The organism is Rhodococcus chondri, assembly GCF_036327435.1.
Taxonomy (GTDB): domain Bacteria; phylum Actinomycetota; class Actinomycetes; order Mycobacteriales; family Mycobacteriaceae; genus Rhodococcus; species Rhodococcus chondri.
Genome location: NZ_JAUZMZ010000031.1, coordinates 23,635 through 37,458 on the forward strand (window position 1 = coordinate 23,635; position 13,824 = coordinate 37,458).

Genomic DNA, 13,824 nt, shown 5'->3' on the forward strand with positions numbered 1-13,824 from the left:
CGCGCGGTAGCCTGGCCTGTCGTGGCGCGCCGTATCGAGTACTCCGCCCGCTTCCCATACCCTGCGGAGCGGGTGTATGCAGCGCTGTCCGACCCCGCTCACTGGGATGCCCGGATGGCGGAGATGCGCAAGTACTCGGAGAACCACGTCAAGGATCTCTCCGTCACCGAGCACGGCATCTATCTGGTGTTGCACCACGTCATCCCGCGTTCGGCTCTGCCGGATATCGCACAGACGGTGATCAAGAAAGACATGGTGATCACGCGTAAGGAGTCGTACGGGCCGTTCGCCGATCGGGCGACCGGCCGGTACGAGGCGTCGATTCCGGCCGGCCCCGGCAGCCTCACCGGCAAGATGGAGCTGTTCACGAGCGAGGACGGGTCTACTCTGCGCACGGCGTCGGAGGCGAGGGTCCACCTGCCGTTCGTGGGCGGCAAGCTCGAAGAACTTATTCTCACCAATCTGCTCGACGTGTTCCGCACCGAAGCGGCGATCACCGCCGACTGGCTCGCGCGACAGTAGCCCGGGGGTGCGCGACAAGCACCCGGTCGGTGTCATCACCCGTGGCACCACCGGGGTCAATCGATTGCGGCGTAGTGACCGCTGGGCGGTGCACAGTGCCGATGTGGCACGTGCCCTGACCGATGCCGTCGACCCGCTCGTCGTCGACCTCGGTTACGGCGCGATGCCGGTGACCACCCTCGAATTGGCCGCTCGGCTGCGTACGGTGCGTACGGATCTGCGGATGGTCGGTCTCGAGATCGATCCGGAGCGGGTGGTGCCCGACCGGGACGGGGTCGTGTTCGCCCGTGGCGGTTTCGAGCTGGCCGGTTTACGTCCGGTTCTCATCCGGGCTTTCAACGTGCTGCGGCAGTACCCGGAGGAGGCCGTGCCGGCGGCGTGGGAGCGGTTGCGCGGCGGTCTGGCGGCGGGTGGGTTGCTGATCGACGGCACGTGCGACGAGCTGGGCCGGCGCTGCGCGTGGGTGCTGCTCGACGAGCACGGTCCACGCAGCCTGACGTTGGCGTGGAACCCGTTTCACGTCGATGTTCCGTCCGATCTCGCCGAGCGCCTACCGAAGGCCCTGATCCACCGCAATGTTCCGGGCGAACGGATCCACGACCTGCTGCGGACGGCGGACCGGGCGTGGGCGATGTCGGCGCCGCACGCGGCCTTCGGTCCCCGTGTGCGGTGGCGGGTCACACTCGATCTGTTGCGCGCCCATGGGGTGCCCGTCCAGCAACAGCGACGCCGCATGCGCGACTGTGTGCTCACCGTTCCGTGGAGCGCCGTCGAACCCCGGTGAGTAGACCCTGGGAAGATCAATCGGCCGCGAGCAGCGCCAGTTCGATGCGGTCGGCGACCGCGGCGGGCTGATTCACAACCGCGGCGTGCAACTGTTCGGGGTCGACACGGCCGAGCGCGAGGGCGTCGCCGACCAGTTCGTCGAGCACCTCCTGCGACACACCACCGGCCGCGAGGTCGACGGCGGTGCGCGCAGGTGTGGTGATGCGGAAGCACCCCACCATTTCGGAGTCTCCGGCCGAGAGGGTCCGGTGGTGGAGGGCGAGCCGGTTGCTGGGCACTGTGCGCTGATCGACGGTCGACAGGTGCAGGAATCTCGGTTGCAGATGCCCCATGCCGTGCAGGTCGGCGGCGCTCTGATGCGACACGACCGCGGTGCCTTCGTACCACGCGCACCACTGTGCGAGCTCGTCGAATTTCGTCACCGGGCTGTCGCTGAGCCGGAAGAGGTCGTGCTCGACACGTACCCACAGGCCCGCTTCGATCCGGGCGGCGAAATCGTCGGCGGGCACACCGTGCCCGATCGCTTGGCGAGCAGTGAAGAATCCGGCCTGCGTGGCGGCGAGACGCCGCAGCAGCCCGTCGGCATCCGCCTGCCCGGATGCGTCGTACCCGGAATCCGTCCAGCCTGTCATGACGCCAACAGTACCGAATCGGTGTGTCATACCTCACATAATTGAGGTAGTTGATATGTCGCGCTCAGAGCTTCCTCAGGGTTCTCGGGAACAATCGCACATATGACGCAACGGAAGCGCAGTCCTCTCGTCACGATCGCCGTTCTCCTCGTCGCCGCACTTGTCGCCGTTCTCGTCGGCGCGGAGGTGTACGCCCGCAACCGGGCGACCACCTGCCTGGCCCAATCGTTCGAAAGCGAACTCGGTACCGGGGTCGATGTCGACCTCAGCTGGAAGCCCGTGTTGCTCCAGTTGCTCGACAAGCAGGTGCCGTCGGTGGTCCTCGACAGCGACGACACCGCCTTCGGTCCGGCCCAGCAGATGCAGGTGCACGCGTCGGTTCACGATGTCGATCTGCGCGACTCCGCGGAAGGCGCCGGCACGATCGGCAGTTCGAGCGCCGAGGTCGAGTGGCCCACGAGCGGCATTCTCGCGACCGTACAGAACCAGCCGGTGGGAAGTCTGGTCACCGACGTGACCGCAGACGAGGCCGCGGGAACGCTGAAGTTCACCGTCGGCGGCAACGGTCTGGCCGAGTTCACCGCGCGGCCGGTGGTGACCGACGGCCTGATCACGGTCGAGACCACGGACGCCACGATCCTGGGCATCGGCCTGCCCACTGCCCTCGTCGACGGGGTCGTGCAGATTCTCACGGCCGGGCTGCAGCAGTACCCGCTCGGGATGCAGGCCACCTCCGTCGATGTCACCGACTCGAGCGTGCAGCTGACGCTCGAGGGCGGCCGCTTCGTGCTGCCGGAGGCTCCGGAGGGCCAGGTGCAACAGCAGCAGCAGTCTTCCTGCAGCCTGATCGGCTAGCGGCCGGCGCTCACCGCGGTAGCCCGTCGAGTACAGCCCGGGTGCCGGACAACCCGAGGCGGGTCGCGCCGGCCTCGATCATCGCCACCGCGGCCTCCGCGGTGCGGATTCCGCCGCTGGCCTTGACGCCGAGTCGCCCTCCCACGGTGCCGGCCATCAACTTCACCGCGTGTTCCGACGCGCCGCCGGAGGGATGGAAACCGGTGGAGGTCTTGACGAAGTCGGCCCCGGCCTGCTCTGCGGCACGACACACCTCGACGATCGCATCGTCGGACAGCGCCGCGGATTCGAGGATCACTTTCAGCACCGGATCGAATCCGATGGCCTCACGCACCGTGAGGATGTCGGCGAGTACGGCGTTGTAGTCGCCCGAGACCGCGGCGCCGACGTCGATCACCATGTCGATCTCGCGCGCGCCCTGGTCGACGGCAAGACGGGCTTCGGCGCCCTTGATCAGGGAGTGATGCTTGCCGGACGGGAACCCGACCACGGTCGCCACCAGCACCCCCTCGGCACGCACCGGCAACATCGAGGGAGAGACACAGATGGCGTAGACGCCGAGGTCACGTGCCTCGTCGACCAGGCCACGCACGTCCGTGGAGGTCGCCTCGGGTTTGAGGAGGGTGTGGTCGACCATCGCAGCGACGTGAGCGCGGGTGAGTGCGGTGTCCGGCATGACGTCAGCTTTCCATACCGGAAATCAGGTTGTCCGTGCCACGAGTGCACGACCAGACTGCAACTGTGCTGATTCGCCGGGAACACCCGTCCGACCACGACGCGATCGCCGAGGTGCATCGCGCGGCGTTCGCATCCGTCGCTCCACCCGGGCGCGGACCTGTCGAGCCCGGACTGGTCGACGCGTTGCGCGCGGGATCGGGCGGGGCGGGAGCGAGCACAGCCTCGGCGTGGCTGCCACCGCTCTCGCTCGTCGCCGAGAACTCCTCCGGCTCGGTCGTAGGTCACGTGTGTGCGAGCCGAGCCGATCTGTCCGGTGAGCCGGTACTGGCACTGGGGCCGATCGGGGTGGTGCCCGACCGGTGGCGCACCGGCATCGGGTCTGCGTTGATGCATGCAGTGCTCGGGGCAGCCGATGCGCTCGACGAATCCGTGATCGTTCTGCTCGGCCATCTCGGGTATTACCCGCGATTCGGATTCGTTCCCGCTGCCGAACTCGGCATCACCGTGGACGTGCCCGAGTGGGGGTCGCATCTCCAGGCCCGCGCCCTCACCGCGTACCGCCCCGACCTGAGAGGCGAGTTCCGTTATGCCGCACCGTTCTACGAGATCCCGTAGGGTCGAGCCATGCCCGACGACACGTCCGAGCTCGCGCGCACGTTCGACGAGGTGAGCGGCGACTTCGATGCGCTCACGCCCACGGTGTGGGGGCCCGCGGGTCAGGCACTGGTCTTCCAGCTCGGTGTGCGTCCCGACGACCGCGTGCTCGACGCCTGCTGCGGCACGGGCGCGTCCGCGTTACCGGCCGCAGCCGCGGTCGGTCCGAACGGACGGGTACACGGCGTGGACGTCGCCGGAAATCTGCTCGAATGCGGCCGCCTCGTCGCGGAGCAACGCGCCCTGAAGAACATCGACTTCGTTTGTGCCGACGTCACCACGTGGGAGCCCCCGTCGGACGTGCCTGCCGCCGGGTACGACGCCCTGGCGATCTCCTACGGTGTGTTCTTCCTCCCCCACATGGACAGTGCGTTCGCTCGCCTCGTAGGACTCGTCCGGAACGGAGGTCGTGTGGGTGTCACGGTGTGGCGGGCGGATGGAATCGACCGGTTCACCGAACTCGCATTCGATGTCGCGTCCAGACACTCCCCCCGTCTCGCCGACGGGCAGCACGCAGGCAAGGACAGCCCGTGGCGCGCCATCAGCACTCCGCCCACGCTCGAAGCGTGGCTCGCCGCCGCCGGCACCCATTCCGTCGAGGTCCGCACGCTGTCGAACCTGTTACCGGCGACCGCCGAACTGTGCTGGAACTTCGTGATGGCTACCGGACTGCGCGCGCTGTTGTCAGGGCTCGACGCCGAGGGCATCGACGCGGTGCGGCGCGACATCGCCGACGAAATCACGGCCCGGAGCATCCACACGATCGACGCGACCACTCTCGTCGGCACTGCGACGGTGCGTCGACCACCGGCAACCGTCTGATCCACGCCGTCCCGACCGGAAGCGTGGGGTGTGCCGGTACCTGACACAATCGGGCCTATGACGCTCGCTACCTCCGCCGATGATCGCCGCTACGTTCTGACCCTCGGATGCCCGGACAGCACGGGTATCGTCGCCCGGATCTCGACGTTCCTGGCGGAGGTGGGCGGTTCGATCGTCGAGGCCGCGTACCACGCAGACCAGGACAGTGGCTGGTTCTTCACTCGCCAGGCGGTGCGGGCGTCGTCGATTCCGTCCGGGATCGAAGAACTACGCGAGAAGTTCTCGGTGGTCGCGAAGGATCTCGGTCCCGAAACCGAGTGGCGTCTCGCCGACACCGGACGGCGCAAGCGGGTGGTGCTGCTCGTCAGCAAGGAGGCGCACTGCCTGCACGACCTCCTCGGCCGTGTCGCGGCCGGCGAACTCGAGGCCGACGTGTGTGCCGTCATCGGCAACCATCGCGGACTCGAGCCGGTCGCGCGTCGGCACGGAATCGACTACCACTACGTGTCTTTCCCGAAGGACCCCGCCGAACGCGGCCCGGCCTTCGAGCAGGTTCGCAAGCTCGTCGACGCGCACGACCCGCACGCGGTGGTGCTGGCCCGCTTCATGCAGATCCTGCCGCCGGAACTGTGCAACCACTGGGCGGGCCGCGCGATCAACATCCACCACAGCTTCCTGCCGTCGTTCATCGGCGCACGCCCCTACCATCAGGCATTCACGCGCGGCGTGAAATTGATCGGCGCGACCTGCCACTACGTGACCCCCGATCTGGACGAGGGCCCCATCATCGAGCAGGACGTCATCCGCGTCAGTCACAACGACAGCGTGAGCGACATGGTGCGGCAGGGCCGGGACGTGGAGAAGATCGTCCTTTCACGGGGTCTGCGCTGGCATCTCGAGGATCGTGTCCTCGTACACGGCAGCAAGACCGTGGTGTTCAGCTGACCCGGCGTCCGGCCGACCGGCTCCTCAGCCGGCCTTGCTGTGGGCGGGTGCGTCCGCACCTTCGAGAAGGTGCCGCAGTTCGTCGTTGACCCGGTCGATCGCCTCGACCGAACTCATGTGCCCGACCCCCTCGAGCACCACGAGGCGTTCGAGGTTCCCGGCATCTTCGAGGCCTGCGGCGAGGCGATGCGCATGTACGGGTGGGGTGAGCCTGTCCGCGGTACCGACGAGCACCGTGGTCGGCACCGTGAGATTGGCGAGGCCCTCGCGAATGTCGATGGCGCTCAGCGCGGCTCCCCATCCACCTCGGGTGCGGGGCGGGCAACCGAGCACGATCTTCTCGCAGAACGCGACTTCCTCCGTGGTCGCCGACGGGGACAGTGCGATGTACCGCAGGGCGCGGGTCGTCACCCGCGACGGCGCCAGCGGCACGGTCGCGCCCATGAGCGGCCGGGCCACCGGCACCGGGACTCTCGGGAATCGCTGCGGTAACGGGATCACCGCCGAATGGGCGACGAGGCTGTCGGTGCCGGTGCTCGCCAGCAGCACTCCGGCCACCTTCTCGTTCACCTGCTCGGGATACTTCTCGGCCCACGCGATGATGCTCATGCCGCCCATGCTGTGTCCGGCCAGCACTGCCCTGCGTCCGGCGGGCACCGTCGCGTCGAGGACGGCTGCGAGGTCGTCGGCGAGGACGTCGGCTCCCAGTTTCCGGGAACCCGCATCGCTGTCGCCGTGCCCGCGCTGGTCGTATACGACGACGCGGTAGTCGTCCGCGAAGGCGTTGATCTGCGGGGTCCAGTACGCGGCGCTGCAGGTCCAGCCGTGGCTGAACACGAGTGGCGGCGCGTCGGGGTCTCCGTATGCCCGGACGTGAAGTTTCGCTCCGTCGCCGGCGGTGATTTCGATGGTTTCGGCCTCGGCCGCAGGCTCGGTGAGCAGTTCGTGAGGTGCCGCGCCTTTCGTGTGTACGACGGTGCGGCGCCGCCGCCGGCGGCTCGCGGCCACGCCGATCGCCGCGCCTACGAGGACGATCACCCCGACTACGAGCAAGGACGTTCTACCGGACGGCTTCTTCACGATTCGTGTTCTCCTGTGACCTTCGTGTTCGGATATGCGGCACCGGCGGCACCGCCCTGCGCGCGACCGACCGCGTGCAAACGACTAGAGGACATGCGCCTTGCGGAGCAGCAGCGTCGACGGCCCGCCGATGAGGCCCACTTCGTCGAGAAATTCGACGGTCCGCCGCGATCCCCGGCGCAACCTGTCGTGGTAGTGCGTGTTGGCGCGGGCAGCGGCCTTCGCCTCGGCGACATCGAGTCCGGCCGCCTCGTATACCCGGTCGTTGACGAGGCTCGTGACGACGAAGTATGCGCTGACGCCGAGATGCAGACGGACCCACGCGCGCTGCAGTCGCGATGCGTGGCGTGCTCGGCGTGCGGTTTCCTCCCTGGCGTAGCGGATGTGACGCGACTCCTCCACGACGTGGATGTGGCTGACGGTGCGGGTGATGGGCTGGACACGCTCATCGCGCATGAAGTCGCGCTGCATCATGTCGAGGATTTCCTCGGCGAACAGTGTGCCGCCGAATGCGAGAGCGCCGCCGGCCACCGCCTTGAACAGGCGTCCGCTTTCCCGGATCCAGCGCTTGGGCCGGTAGGAGGGGATCCCGAAGTGTTGCGCCGACCGCGCGAACATCGTGGAGTGGCGGCATTCGTCGGCGATCTCGGTCAGTCCGAATTGGACGTAGGGTGTCGACGGATCGTGCTGGTAGAGCTCTCGGACGAGCATCTGCATCAGGATCAGCTCGAACCAGATCCCGGTGCCGGCGATGCTGGCAGCCTCGTGCTTGGTGAGGGTGATCCGCTGGTCCTCCGACATGCGTTCCCACAGTTCGGTGCCGTAGAGACTGCACCATTCGGGGGTCATGCCGTACTTGTCGGCCGGGATGGGAGCAGCCCAGTCGATTTCGAACAGCGGATCGTAGGACCTACGTGCTGCGGAGTCGAGCAGTCGCTGCGCGGCGTCCTGCCGGTCGTCCTGCACGCCCTCACGGGGAGCGGGACTCTCGGTGCGGTTGGTACGGGTGAGCGTCATGGCCGATCACCTCGATTCGGAAATTACCCGTTACCCGAAGTGTCATTATCTGGATCACACTTGTCAAGTGTGTCGTCGCCACGGCGCCGCCGCCGGCCGCCTCACCAGCGGGGTCGCTGCACCTCCTCGACGCGCGGCCGTACGTCCACGAGATACACACAGACCGCTACGACCGCAATGATGCCCAGGAGACCCACCGCGCCGAGCAGCAGCAGCACCAGCAGCGCCGCCACGAGGATGCCGAGCCAGACCGGCTTGGTGAGCTTGTCCACTGCAGGAAATGCCTCTGCAGGCTGGCGGACCGCATGGAACAGCGCGAACCCGGCTCCGGCGATCGCCACGATCTGCAGAGCAAGGATGATCAATCCGGCGAGAGAATCGACATTCGTCACTGCACCAGTCTACGAGAATCGACTCCCGCGCAAAGTTGCGCGGGAGTCGATTGCTGCGGGAGGCCCCGCCGTGCTCGAATCGTGCGAGCGCTGTCAGCTGTCGGTGGACTTGCGCGGCGTCGCCGGCGTCGCCTTCTTGGCCGGAGCCTTCTTCGCCGGAGTCTTCGCCGGTGTCTTGGCCGCGGGGGCAGCCTTCTTGGCCGGAGCGTTCGCGGGAGCCGGCTGCGCAGGGGCCGATGCGGACGGAGCCTTCACAGATTCGACCTTGTCGGTTGCATCCGCTGCAGCCTTCTCGACGTCGGACTTCGCAGCCTCGACGCGCGTGGCGGCCTGCTCACCTGCATCGTCGGCCTGTTCACCGAGTTCACGGACTCGCTGTGCGGCCTTGTCGCCGGCGTCGCTGATGCTTGCGCCGGTTTCCTCCGCGGTTTCGGAGATGCGGCCCGCGGCACGACCCGCGAACTTCGCGGCCTGCTCGCCGACGGCGCGGGTCTGCCGAGCGACAGTGCCGAGCGCATCCTCGGTGAGATCGACGGCGTCGCCGAAGACTGCCTCGGCGCGGCCGATGCCCTCTTCGACGGCGGGCTGCTTACGCAGGCGCTCGATGGTTTCCTCGCCACGTTCGGCGAGTGCGGTGTAGAGGTCGGAAGCCACCTTGAGGTAGGCCTCGGCCACCTTCCGCAGTTCTTCGGCGCTGAACTTCTCCCGGAGTTCCGCGAGCTCCTCGGGCAGTTCCGCCGGCAGGTCGGCAAGCCGCTCGCGGAGAGTTTCGACGCTTTCGGTCACGTCGGCCGGCAGGGCGACAAAGCGCTCGCGCGCGGTTTCCACGCGTTCGGTGACGTCGGTCTGGGTGGCCTCGGCGCGCTGTCGCGCCTTGGCAACCACGTCGGCGACGGCCTGTACAACAGCGTCACCGGCGCCGACGGCCGCGTACAGCGAGGTTCGGAGGGCAGCATTCGGATCGGTCATGTCAGTTCTCCTCGTCGAAGTTGGTGTCTTGCCGGGAGTCGGCGTCGTGCTGACGATCGGCACGATCCCCGAGCGCCGGTTCGTTTCGGACAGCTTCGTTCTCGCGACAGAACGAGTCGTAGATGTCGAGCAGAACCTGCTTTTGCCGCTCGGTGATCACAGTGTCGGCGAGCAGGGCATCGCGCGCTGCGCTTTGCGGCCGCTGCTCGAGAATTCCGGCCCGCACGTAGAGCACCTCGGCGGACATCCGGAGTCCTTTGGCGATCTGTGCGAGCACTTCGGCCGACGGCTTACGGAGGCCCCGTTCGATCTGGCTCAGGTACGGATTGCTGACACCTGCCAGTTGCGACAGTTGCCGCAGCGACACCTGCGCGGCCTCTCGCTGCGAGCGAATGAAGCTGCCGATGTCCTGAGCCGCGGAGTTCACCACACGTGCGGCGAGATCTCCGGGCCCCGCGTCGTGCCCGGTCGTTTCCGGCTTCTCGGCCGGAAGACTCGGATCTGGGTTCGTGGACACGCCTTCAAGCGTACGCGCGAGTGCTAGCTACAGCAAGCACTTAGCTAGCGAGTGAGTGGACTCACGCGAACAGAAGCTCGGAGAACGTGTAGATGGCCAGTCCGGCCAGCGATCCCACCACGGTGCCGTTGATTCGGATGAACTGCAGATCCCGTCCGACGGCCAGCTCGATCTTGCGACTCGCCTCCTCTGCGTCCCACCGCTCGACGGTCTCGCGAATCACCGAGGTGATCTCGTCCGCATAGTTCGCAGCGATGAAACGTACGCCGTCGAGGAGCCAGCCGTCGAGCCTGGCGCGCAGTTCGCGGTCCTCCCGCATCCGGATTCCGAAGTGCATGACGTTCTCGGCCACCTTCGCCCGAAGAGTGCTGTTCGGATCGTCCACCGAGTCGAGGATCATCCGCTTCGCGGTGCGCCACGTGGCCGCCGCGAGTTGAGTGACTTCGTCACGACCCATGATCTCGGCCTTGACCTTCTCTGCCTTCGCGATCGTCACCGGGTCGTGCTGGAGGTCGCGCGCGTAATCGGCGATGAACTTGTTGGCGGCGAGCCGCACCTCGTGGTCCGGGTTCGAACGCACTTTCCACGTGAACTCGACGAGCTCGCGGTGGATCTTCTCGCCGAGCATCTGGTCGACGAATTTCGGCGACCACGACGGCGAGTCGCGCATGATGATCCGGTCGATCGTTTCCTGGCTTCCCAGCGCCCATTGGTGCGCGCGCTCGGCGAGCATGTCGATCAGGGGGAGATGGCGGTTCTCGTCGATGAGTTCGGCGAGCACCCGGCCGATCGGGGGACCCCATTCCGGTTCCGCGATCCGCTTCACGATCGTGTTGTCGATGACCTGCTGGATGTCTTCCTCACGCAGGACGTTCACGACGCCCCGCAGGATCGTCGAGGTCTCCTTCGCGACCCGTGCGGCGTGTCGCGGCTCGGCCATCCACGTGCCCAGGCGCAGCGGAATCTGCGCGGATTCGACCTTGGCGGAGACCACGTCGGGAGCGAGGAAGTTGGTGCCGACGAACGAGCTCAGGCTCGCACCGAGCTGATCTTTCTTCCGTTTGATGATCGCCGTGTGCGGCACCGGGATGCCCATCGGATGACGGAACAGCGCGGTCACGGCGAACCAGTCCGCGAGGGCACCGACCATGCCGGCCTCCGACGCGGCCCGCACGTACCCGACCCACGCTCCCGCGCCCTGCGACTCCTGCCAACGGCAGAACAGATAGATGATGGCCGCTACGACCAGGAAACCGGTGGCAAGCGTCTTCATTCGACGAAGGTCCCGGCGCTTGACGTCGTCGTCGATACTCATGAACTGCACTCGACCCATTGTGCCGAAAGTTGATCCGCCCGGTCGGAACTCGGGAGGAGACGATCGGTCGGCAGTGACCTGGGCCGGGGACACTCGGCAGCGAGACAACGCTCACCGTAGACTGAGCCGACGATCGACCCCGAACGGATGTGTGCCACCCAGTGTCCAGCAACAGTCTGCCCGAGACGACCTCCCCGCCCGCTGCCGCCGCAGCGCCGACCGCAGTCACCAAACAGGATGGTCGCAAGCGGAGGTGGCACGAGCACAAGATCGCGAGACGCGAAGAACTCGTCGACGGCACGATCACCGCGATCCGGACCCGCGGCCACGACATCGGCATGGACGAGATCGCCGCGGAGATCGGCGTCTCGAAGACCGTGCTGTACCGGTACTTCACCGACAAGAACGATCTGACGACCGCGACGATGATGCGGTACGTCGAGAAGATCCTGGCACCGCGGATCTATGCAGCGGTCGCGGAGGATCTCGGCGAATACGAGCTGACACGGGTTGCGATTTCCGCCTACGTCGAGACCGTCGCCGAGGATCCCGAGGTGTACCTCTACGTCATGACGAACAGCGCGTCGGCGAACCGTGACGTGGTCGCCGATTCCGAGCGGATGATCGCGGAACTGGTCGCCACCGTTCTCGGCGAACGTCTGCGCCTGCTCGAAATGGATTCCGGGGGTTCGGTGCCGTGGGCGTACGGCATCGTCGGCGCGATCCAGCTGGCGACGCACTGGTGGATCTCGAACAAATCGATGACGGCCGAGGATCTCATCGATTACCTGACGATGATGGTGTGGGGCGGAATAACCGGGATCGCGGGAGCCGCCGGCTCGCCGGGCAGGTTCAGGTCGCAGCCCCATCCTCTTCTTGCGGAGAACGCTCGGCCATAGTTTCCGTAACCTACAGTTACGTGTAATCTCGGAGCATGCCCGAGGACGTAGAGACATCGCCCGGACCCGACGATGAGGCTGGCGGATATCGCGGCCCGGCCGAGATCACGGTGCACGGCACCACCGCGACGATCGACATCGAACTGTCCGGCCGGTTCGACCCGATACGTGGCCGCCACCTGTGGCGCGGCAGGCTCCGCAAGCTGAACGTCGCCCTCCCGTCCGGCACTTCGTTGACTCCGGGTACCGAACTGACAATCGCGGTGCCCCGTCCGGACGGGACCGGCCCGGTGTCCGCGACCGCGCGGATCAGCGAGATCGACCTGTGGGGCAGCCATATGGTGGACGGCACCTCGCCACCGCCCTACGAAACGCTGACCCCCTGATCCCTTGCCACAGCCGCCGGGCCATCGATTATCGGATCCGAGGTCCCCTCCCTGTGGCACGCTCGTTGCCATGGACGACGACACGACCGACGCGATGCCGTGGCACACGCCGGTGATCGAGGCCCTGCGCGCCGGAGACCACAACCGTGTCGCGGATCTCGACGCGAACGGCACACCGGGTTTCGACGGCGACAAGGCGCTCGGCGAACGGTTGCTCGAGGAACGCGGCGGGGTGCTGTCGGATCTGCAGGAAATGCTCTACGCCTGTGGCCGGACCGGGGACAATCGGGCGGTTCTACTGATCCTGCAGGGCATGGATACCGCCGGCAAGGGCGGAATGGTGCGGCACGTGGTCGGCCACGTCGATCCTCAGGGCGTCGATCACGCCGCGTTCGGTGTGCCGAGCCCCGAAGAGAAACGACACCATTTCCTGTGGCGCATCGCCAAGGCACTTCCGCGCGGCGGGCAACTCGGCGTCTTCGACCGCTCCCATTACGAGGACGTCCTTGTCGCGCGGGTCCGCAATCTCGTACCGGAAAGTGTGTGGAGCAAACGCTACGACGAGATCAACCAGTTCGAGCACGAAATCGTCGGCACGGGGACGGTCCTGGTCAAGGTCGCGATGTTCGTCTCGCTCGACGAGCAGAAGAAGCGGTTGCGCGAGCGACTCGAACGCCGCGACAAGCATTGGAAATACAATCCGAACGATGTGTCCGAGCGCCCACTGTGGCCCGCCTACCAGGACGCCTACCAGGACATGCTGGACAAGACCAGCACCGACTACGCACCGTGGTACGTCGTGCCGTGCGATCGCAAGTGGTACAGCCGCATCGCCGTGACCGAACTCCTCATCGAGGCGCTCGAGGGTCTCGATCTCGATTGGCCGGCGCCCACCTTCGATATCGAGGTGGAGAAACGACGACTGGCCGAATCCTGAGAGGATCCGGCCCGTCGAGCGCCTGATCAGAAGAGGTGAGGCGTGTCCATATGCCTCTTGTGATCGCGATGGATGGTCGTGACGACCATCCCTACGGCGATTGCGACGGCCGCCACGACCGCCAAACCGCCGAGGAGGGCGTATCCCGAATTCCCGGAGCCGGCAGCGAACAGTGTCATGGCGAGGGTGGCGATTGCGACCAGCGCCAATGTGTATCCGGACCAGGCGGCGAAGAGGTTGAGCTTCATAGCCGTTCTCCTTCCCCGAAGACAACGTCGTTCGGTGATGCCGACGGTACCGTCAAGTGGCGCAGGTCACAAGGTGGCCGTCAGGCAGCGCGAAACCGGGTCTTCCTGCAGCGTCACGGTCCCGGCGCGACGGGCGGCAGGACCGTGAACCGGGCCGTCAGGAATTCACC

18 protein-coding genes are annotated in these 13,824 nt (G+C 66.7%); 9 read left to right on the forward strand and 9 right to left on the reverse strand.

The window, feature by feature from the left end:
- Positions 1–21: 21 nt before the first annotated feature.
- Both Q8814_RS07980 and Q8814_RS07985 read left to right on the forward strand, forming a co-directional pair.
- Positions 22–522: a DUF2505 domain-containing protein gene (locus tag Q8814_RS07980; protein ID WP_330151479.1), complete on the forward strand. Its 501-nt coding sequence runs from the start codon at positions 22–24 to the stop codon at positions 520–522.
- A 7-nt stretch (positions 523–529) separates the two neighbouring features.
- Positions 530–1,306, forward strand: coding sequence for a class I SAM-dependent methyltransferase (locus Q8814_RS07985; protein ID WP_330151480.1), 777 nt, complete (start codon positions 530–532; stop codon positions 1,304–1,306).
- A gap of 16 nt (positions 1,307–1,322) precedes the next feature.
- Here Q8814_RS07985 and Q8814_RS07990 read toward each other — a convergent pair whose 3' ends face one another.
- Positions 1,323–1,940, reverse strand: coding sequence for a type IV toxin-antitoxin system AbiEi family antitoxin domain-containing protein (locus tag Q8814_RS07990; protein WP_330151481.1), 618 nt, complete (start codon positions 1,938–1,940; stop codon positions 1,323–1,325).
- 102 nt (positions 1,941–2,042) lie between these two features.
- Between Q8814_RS07990 and Q8814_RS07995 the strand changes: the two genes are divergently transcribed.
- Positions 2,043–2,795 carry an LmeA family phospholipid-binding protein gene (locus Q8814_RS07995; protein WP_330151482.1) on the forward strand — a complete coding sequence of 251 codons (753 nt, stop codon included), beginning with the start codon at positions 2,043–2,045 and terminating at the stop codon, positions 2,793–2,795.
- A 10-nt stretch (positions 2,796–2,805) separates the two neighbouring features.
- On the opposite strand, the gene deoC is transcribed toward Q8814_RS07995, so the two are convergent.
- The gene (deoC, locus tag Q8814_RS08000) at positions 2,806–3,471 is read right to left on the reverse strand and encodes a deoxyribose-phosphate aldolase (protein WP_330151483.1); all 666 of its coding nucleotides are present in this window, start codon (positions 3,469–3,471) and stop codon (positions 2,806–2,808) included.
- A gap of 65 nt (positions 3,472–3,536) precedes the next feature.
- Here deoC and Q8814_RS08005 point away from each other — a divergent pair, with 65 nt between their 5' ends.
- From Q8814_RS08005 to purU, 3 genes are read left to right on the forward strand one after another with little or no spacing between them, the layout of a single operon-like run.
- On the forward strand, positions 3,537–4,088 hold the full coding sequence (locus Q8814_RS08005; RefSeq protein WP_330151484.1) for a GNAT family N-acetyltransferase: 552 nt from the start codon (positions 3,537–3,539) through the stop codon (positions 4,086–4,088).
- 9 nt (positions 4,089–4,097) lie between these two features.
- The gene (locus Q8814_RS08010) at positions 4,098–4,949 is read left to right on the forward strand and encodes a class I SAM-dependent methyltransferase (protein WP_330151485.1); all 852 of its coding nucleotides are present in this window, start codon (positions 4,098–4,100) and stop codon (positions 4,947–4,949) included.
- Positions 4,950–5,006: 57 nt separating this feature from the next.
- Positions 5,007–5,894, forward strand: coding sequence for a formyltetrahydrofolate deformylase (gene purU / locus Q8814_RS08015; RefSeq protein ID WP_330151486.1), 888 nt, complete (start codon positions 5,007–5,009; stop codon positions 5,892–5,894).
- A 24-nt stretch (positions 5,895–5,918) separates the two neighbouring features.
- On the opposite strand, the gene Q8814_RS08020 is transcribed toward purU, so the two are convergent.
- From Q8814_RS08020 to Q8814_RS08045, 6 genes are all read right to left on the reverse strand, one after another.
- Positions 5,919–6,974: an alpha/beta fold hydrolase gene (locus Q8814_RS08020; protein WP_330151487.1), complete on the reverse strand. Its 1,056-nt coding sequence runs from the start codon at positions 6,972–6,974 to the stop codon at positions 5,919–5,921.
- A gap of 84 nt (positions 6,975–7,058) precedes the next feature.
- Positions 7,059–7,991, reverse strand: a complete 933-nt coding sequence (locus Q8814_RS08025; protein ID WP_330151488.1) for an AurF N-oxygenase family protein — start codon at positions 7,989–7,991, stop codon at positions 7,059–7,061.
- A 101-nt stretch (positions 7,992–8,092) separates the two neighbouring features.
- Positions 8,093–8,383, reverse strand: coding sequence for a DUF2516 family protein (locus Q8814_RS08030; protein ID WP_330151489.1), 291 nt, complete (start codon positions 8,381–8,383; stop codon positions 8,093–8,095).
- A gap of 93 nt (positions 8,384–8,476) precedes the next feature.
- Entirely contained in the window at positions 8,477–9,352 is an 876-nt protein-coding gene (locus Q8814_RS08035) for a heparin-binding hemagglutinin (protein WP_330151490.1), read from the reverse strand.
- 1 nt (position 9,353) lies between these two features.
- Positions 9,354–9,869, reverse strand: coding sequence for a helix-turn-helix domain-containing protein (locus tag Q8814_RS08040; protein WP_408015856.1), 516 nt, complete (start codon positions 9,867–9,869; stop codon positions 9,354–9,356).
- Positions 9,870–9,930: 61 nt separating this feature from the next.
- Entirely contained in the window at positions 9,931–11,202 is a 1,272-nt protein-coding gene (locus Q8814_RS08045; RefSeq protein WP_408015857.1) for a DUF445 domain-containing protein, read from the reverse strand.
- A gap of 158 nt (positions 11,203–11,360) precedes the next feature.
- Here Q8814_RS08045 and Q8814_RS08050 point away from each other — a divergent pair, with 158 nt between their 5' ends.
- The 3 genes from Q8814_RS08050 (at position 11,361) to Q8814_RS08060 (ending at position 13,406) form a co-directional block, all read left to right on the forward strand.
- Positions 11,361–12,083 carry a TetR/AcrR family transcriptional regulator gene (locus Q8814_RS08050; protein ID WP_330151500.1) on the forward strand — a complete coding sequence of 241 codons (723 nt, stop codon included), beginning with the start codon at positions 11,361–11,363 and terminating at the stop codon, positions 12,081–12,083.
- A gap of 35 nt (positions 12,084–12,118) precedes the next feature.
- Positions 12,119–12,469, forward strand: coding sequence for a DUF4873 domain-containing protein (locus Q8814_RS08055; protein ID WP_330151492.1), 351 nt, complete (start codon positions 12,119–12,121; stop codon positions 12,467–12,469).
- A gap of 70 nt (positions 12,470–12,539) precedes the next feature.
- Positions 12,540–13,406, forward strand: a complete 867-nt coding sequence (locus Q8814_RS08060; RefSeq protein ID WP_330151493.1) for a PPK2 family polyphosphate kinase — start codon at positions 12,540–12,542, stop codon at positions 13,404–13,406.
- 26 nt (positions 13,407–13,432) lie between these two features.
- Here Q8814_RS08060 and Q8814_RS08065 read toward each other — a convergent pair whose 3' ends face one another.
- The gene (locus Q8814_RS08065; protein ID WP_330151494.1) at positions 13,433–13,654 is read right to left on the reverse strand and encodes a hypothetical protein; all 222 of its coding nucleotides are present in this window, start codon (positions 13,652–13,654) and stop codon (positions 13,433–13,435) included.
- Positions 13,655–13,824: the final 170 nt, after the last annotated feature.

What these genes read in the sequence shown, in the direction of transcription:
- Q8814_RS07990 (WP_330151481.1), bottom strand. Translation starts at nt 1,940, where the DNA reads ATGACAGGCTGGACGGATTCCGGGTACGACGCATCCGGGCAGGCGGAT.
- Q8814_RS08060 (WP_330151493.1), top strand. Translation starts at nt 12,540, where the DNA reads ATGGACGACGACACGACCGACGCGATGCCGTGGCACACGCCGGTGATC.
- Q8814_RS08055 (WP_330151492.1), top strand. Translation starts at nt 12,119, where the DNA reads ATGCCCGAGGACGTAGAGACATCGCCCGGACCCGACGATGAGGCTGGC.
- Q8814_RS07995 (WP_330151482.1), top strand. Translation starts at nt 2,043, where the DNA reads ATGACGCAACGGAAGCGCAGTCCTCTCGTCACGATCGCCGTTCTCCTC.
- deoC (WP_330151483.1), bottom strand. Translation starts at nt 3,471, where the DNA reads ATGCCGGACACCGCACTCACCCGCGCTCACGTCGCTGCGATGGTCGAC.
- Q8814_RS08045 (WP_408015857.1), bottom strand. Translation starts at nt 11,202, where the DNA reads ATGGGTCGAGTGCAGTTCATGAGTATCGACGACGACGTCAAGCGCCGG.
- purU (WP_330151486.1), top strand. Translation starts at nt 5,007, where the DNA reads ATGACGCTCGCTACCTCCGCCGATGATCGCCGCTACGTTCTGACCCTC.
- Q8814_RS08035 (WP_330151490.1), bottom strand. Translation starts at nt 9,352, where the DNA reads ATGACCGATCCGAATGCTGCCCTCCGAACCTCGCTGTACGCGGCCGTC.
- Q8814_RS08025 (WP_330151488.1), bottom strand. Translation starts at nt 7,991, where the DNA reads ATGACGCTCACCCGTACCAACCGCACCGAGAGTCCCGCTCCCCGTGAG.
- Q8814_RS08065 (WP_330151494.1), bottom strand. Translation starts at nt 13,654, where the DNA reads ATGAAGCTCAACCTCTTCGCCGCCTGGTCCGGATACACATTGGCGCTG.
- Q8814_RS08010 (WP_330151485.1), top strand. Translation starts at nt 4,098, where the DNA reads ATGCCCGACGACACGTCCGAGCTCGCGCGCACGTTCGACGAGGTGAGC.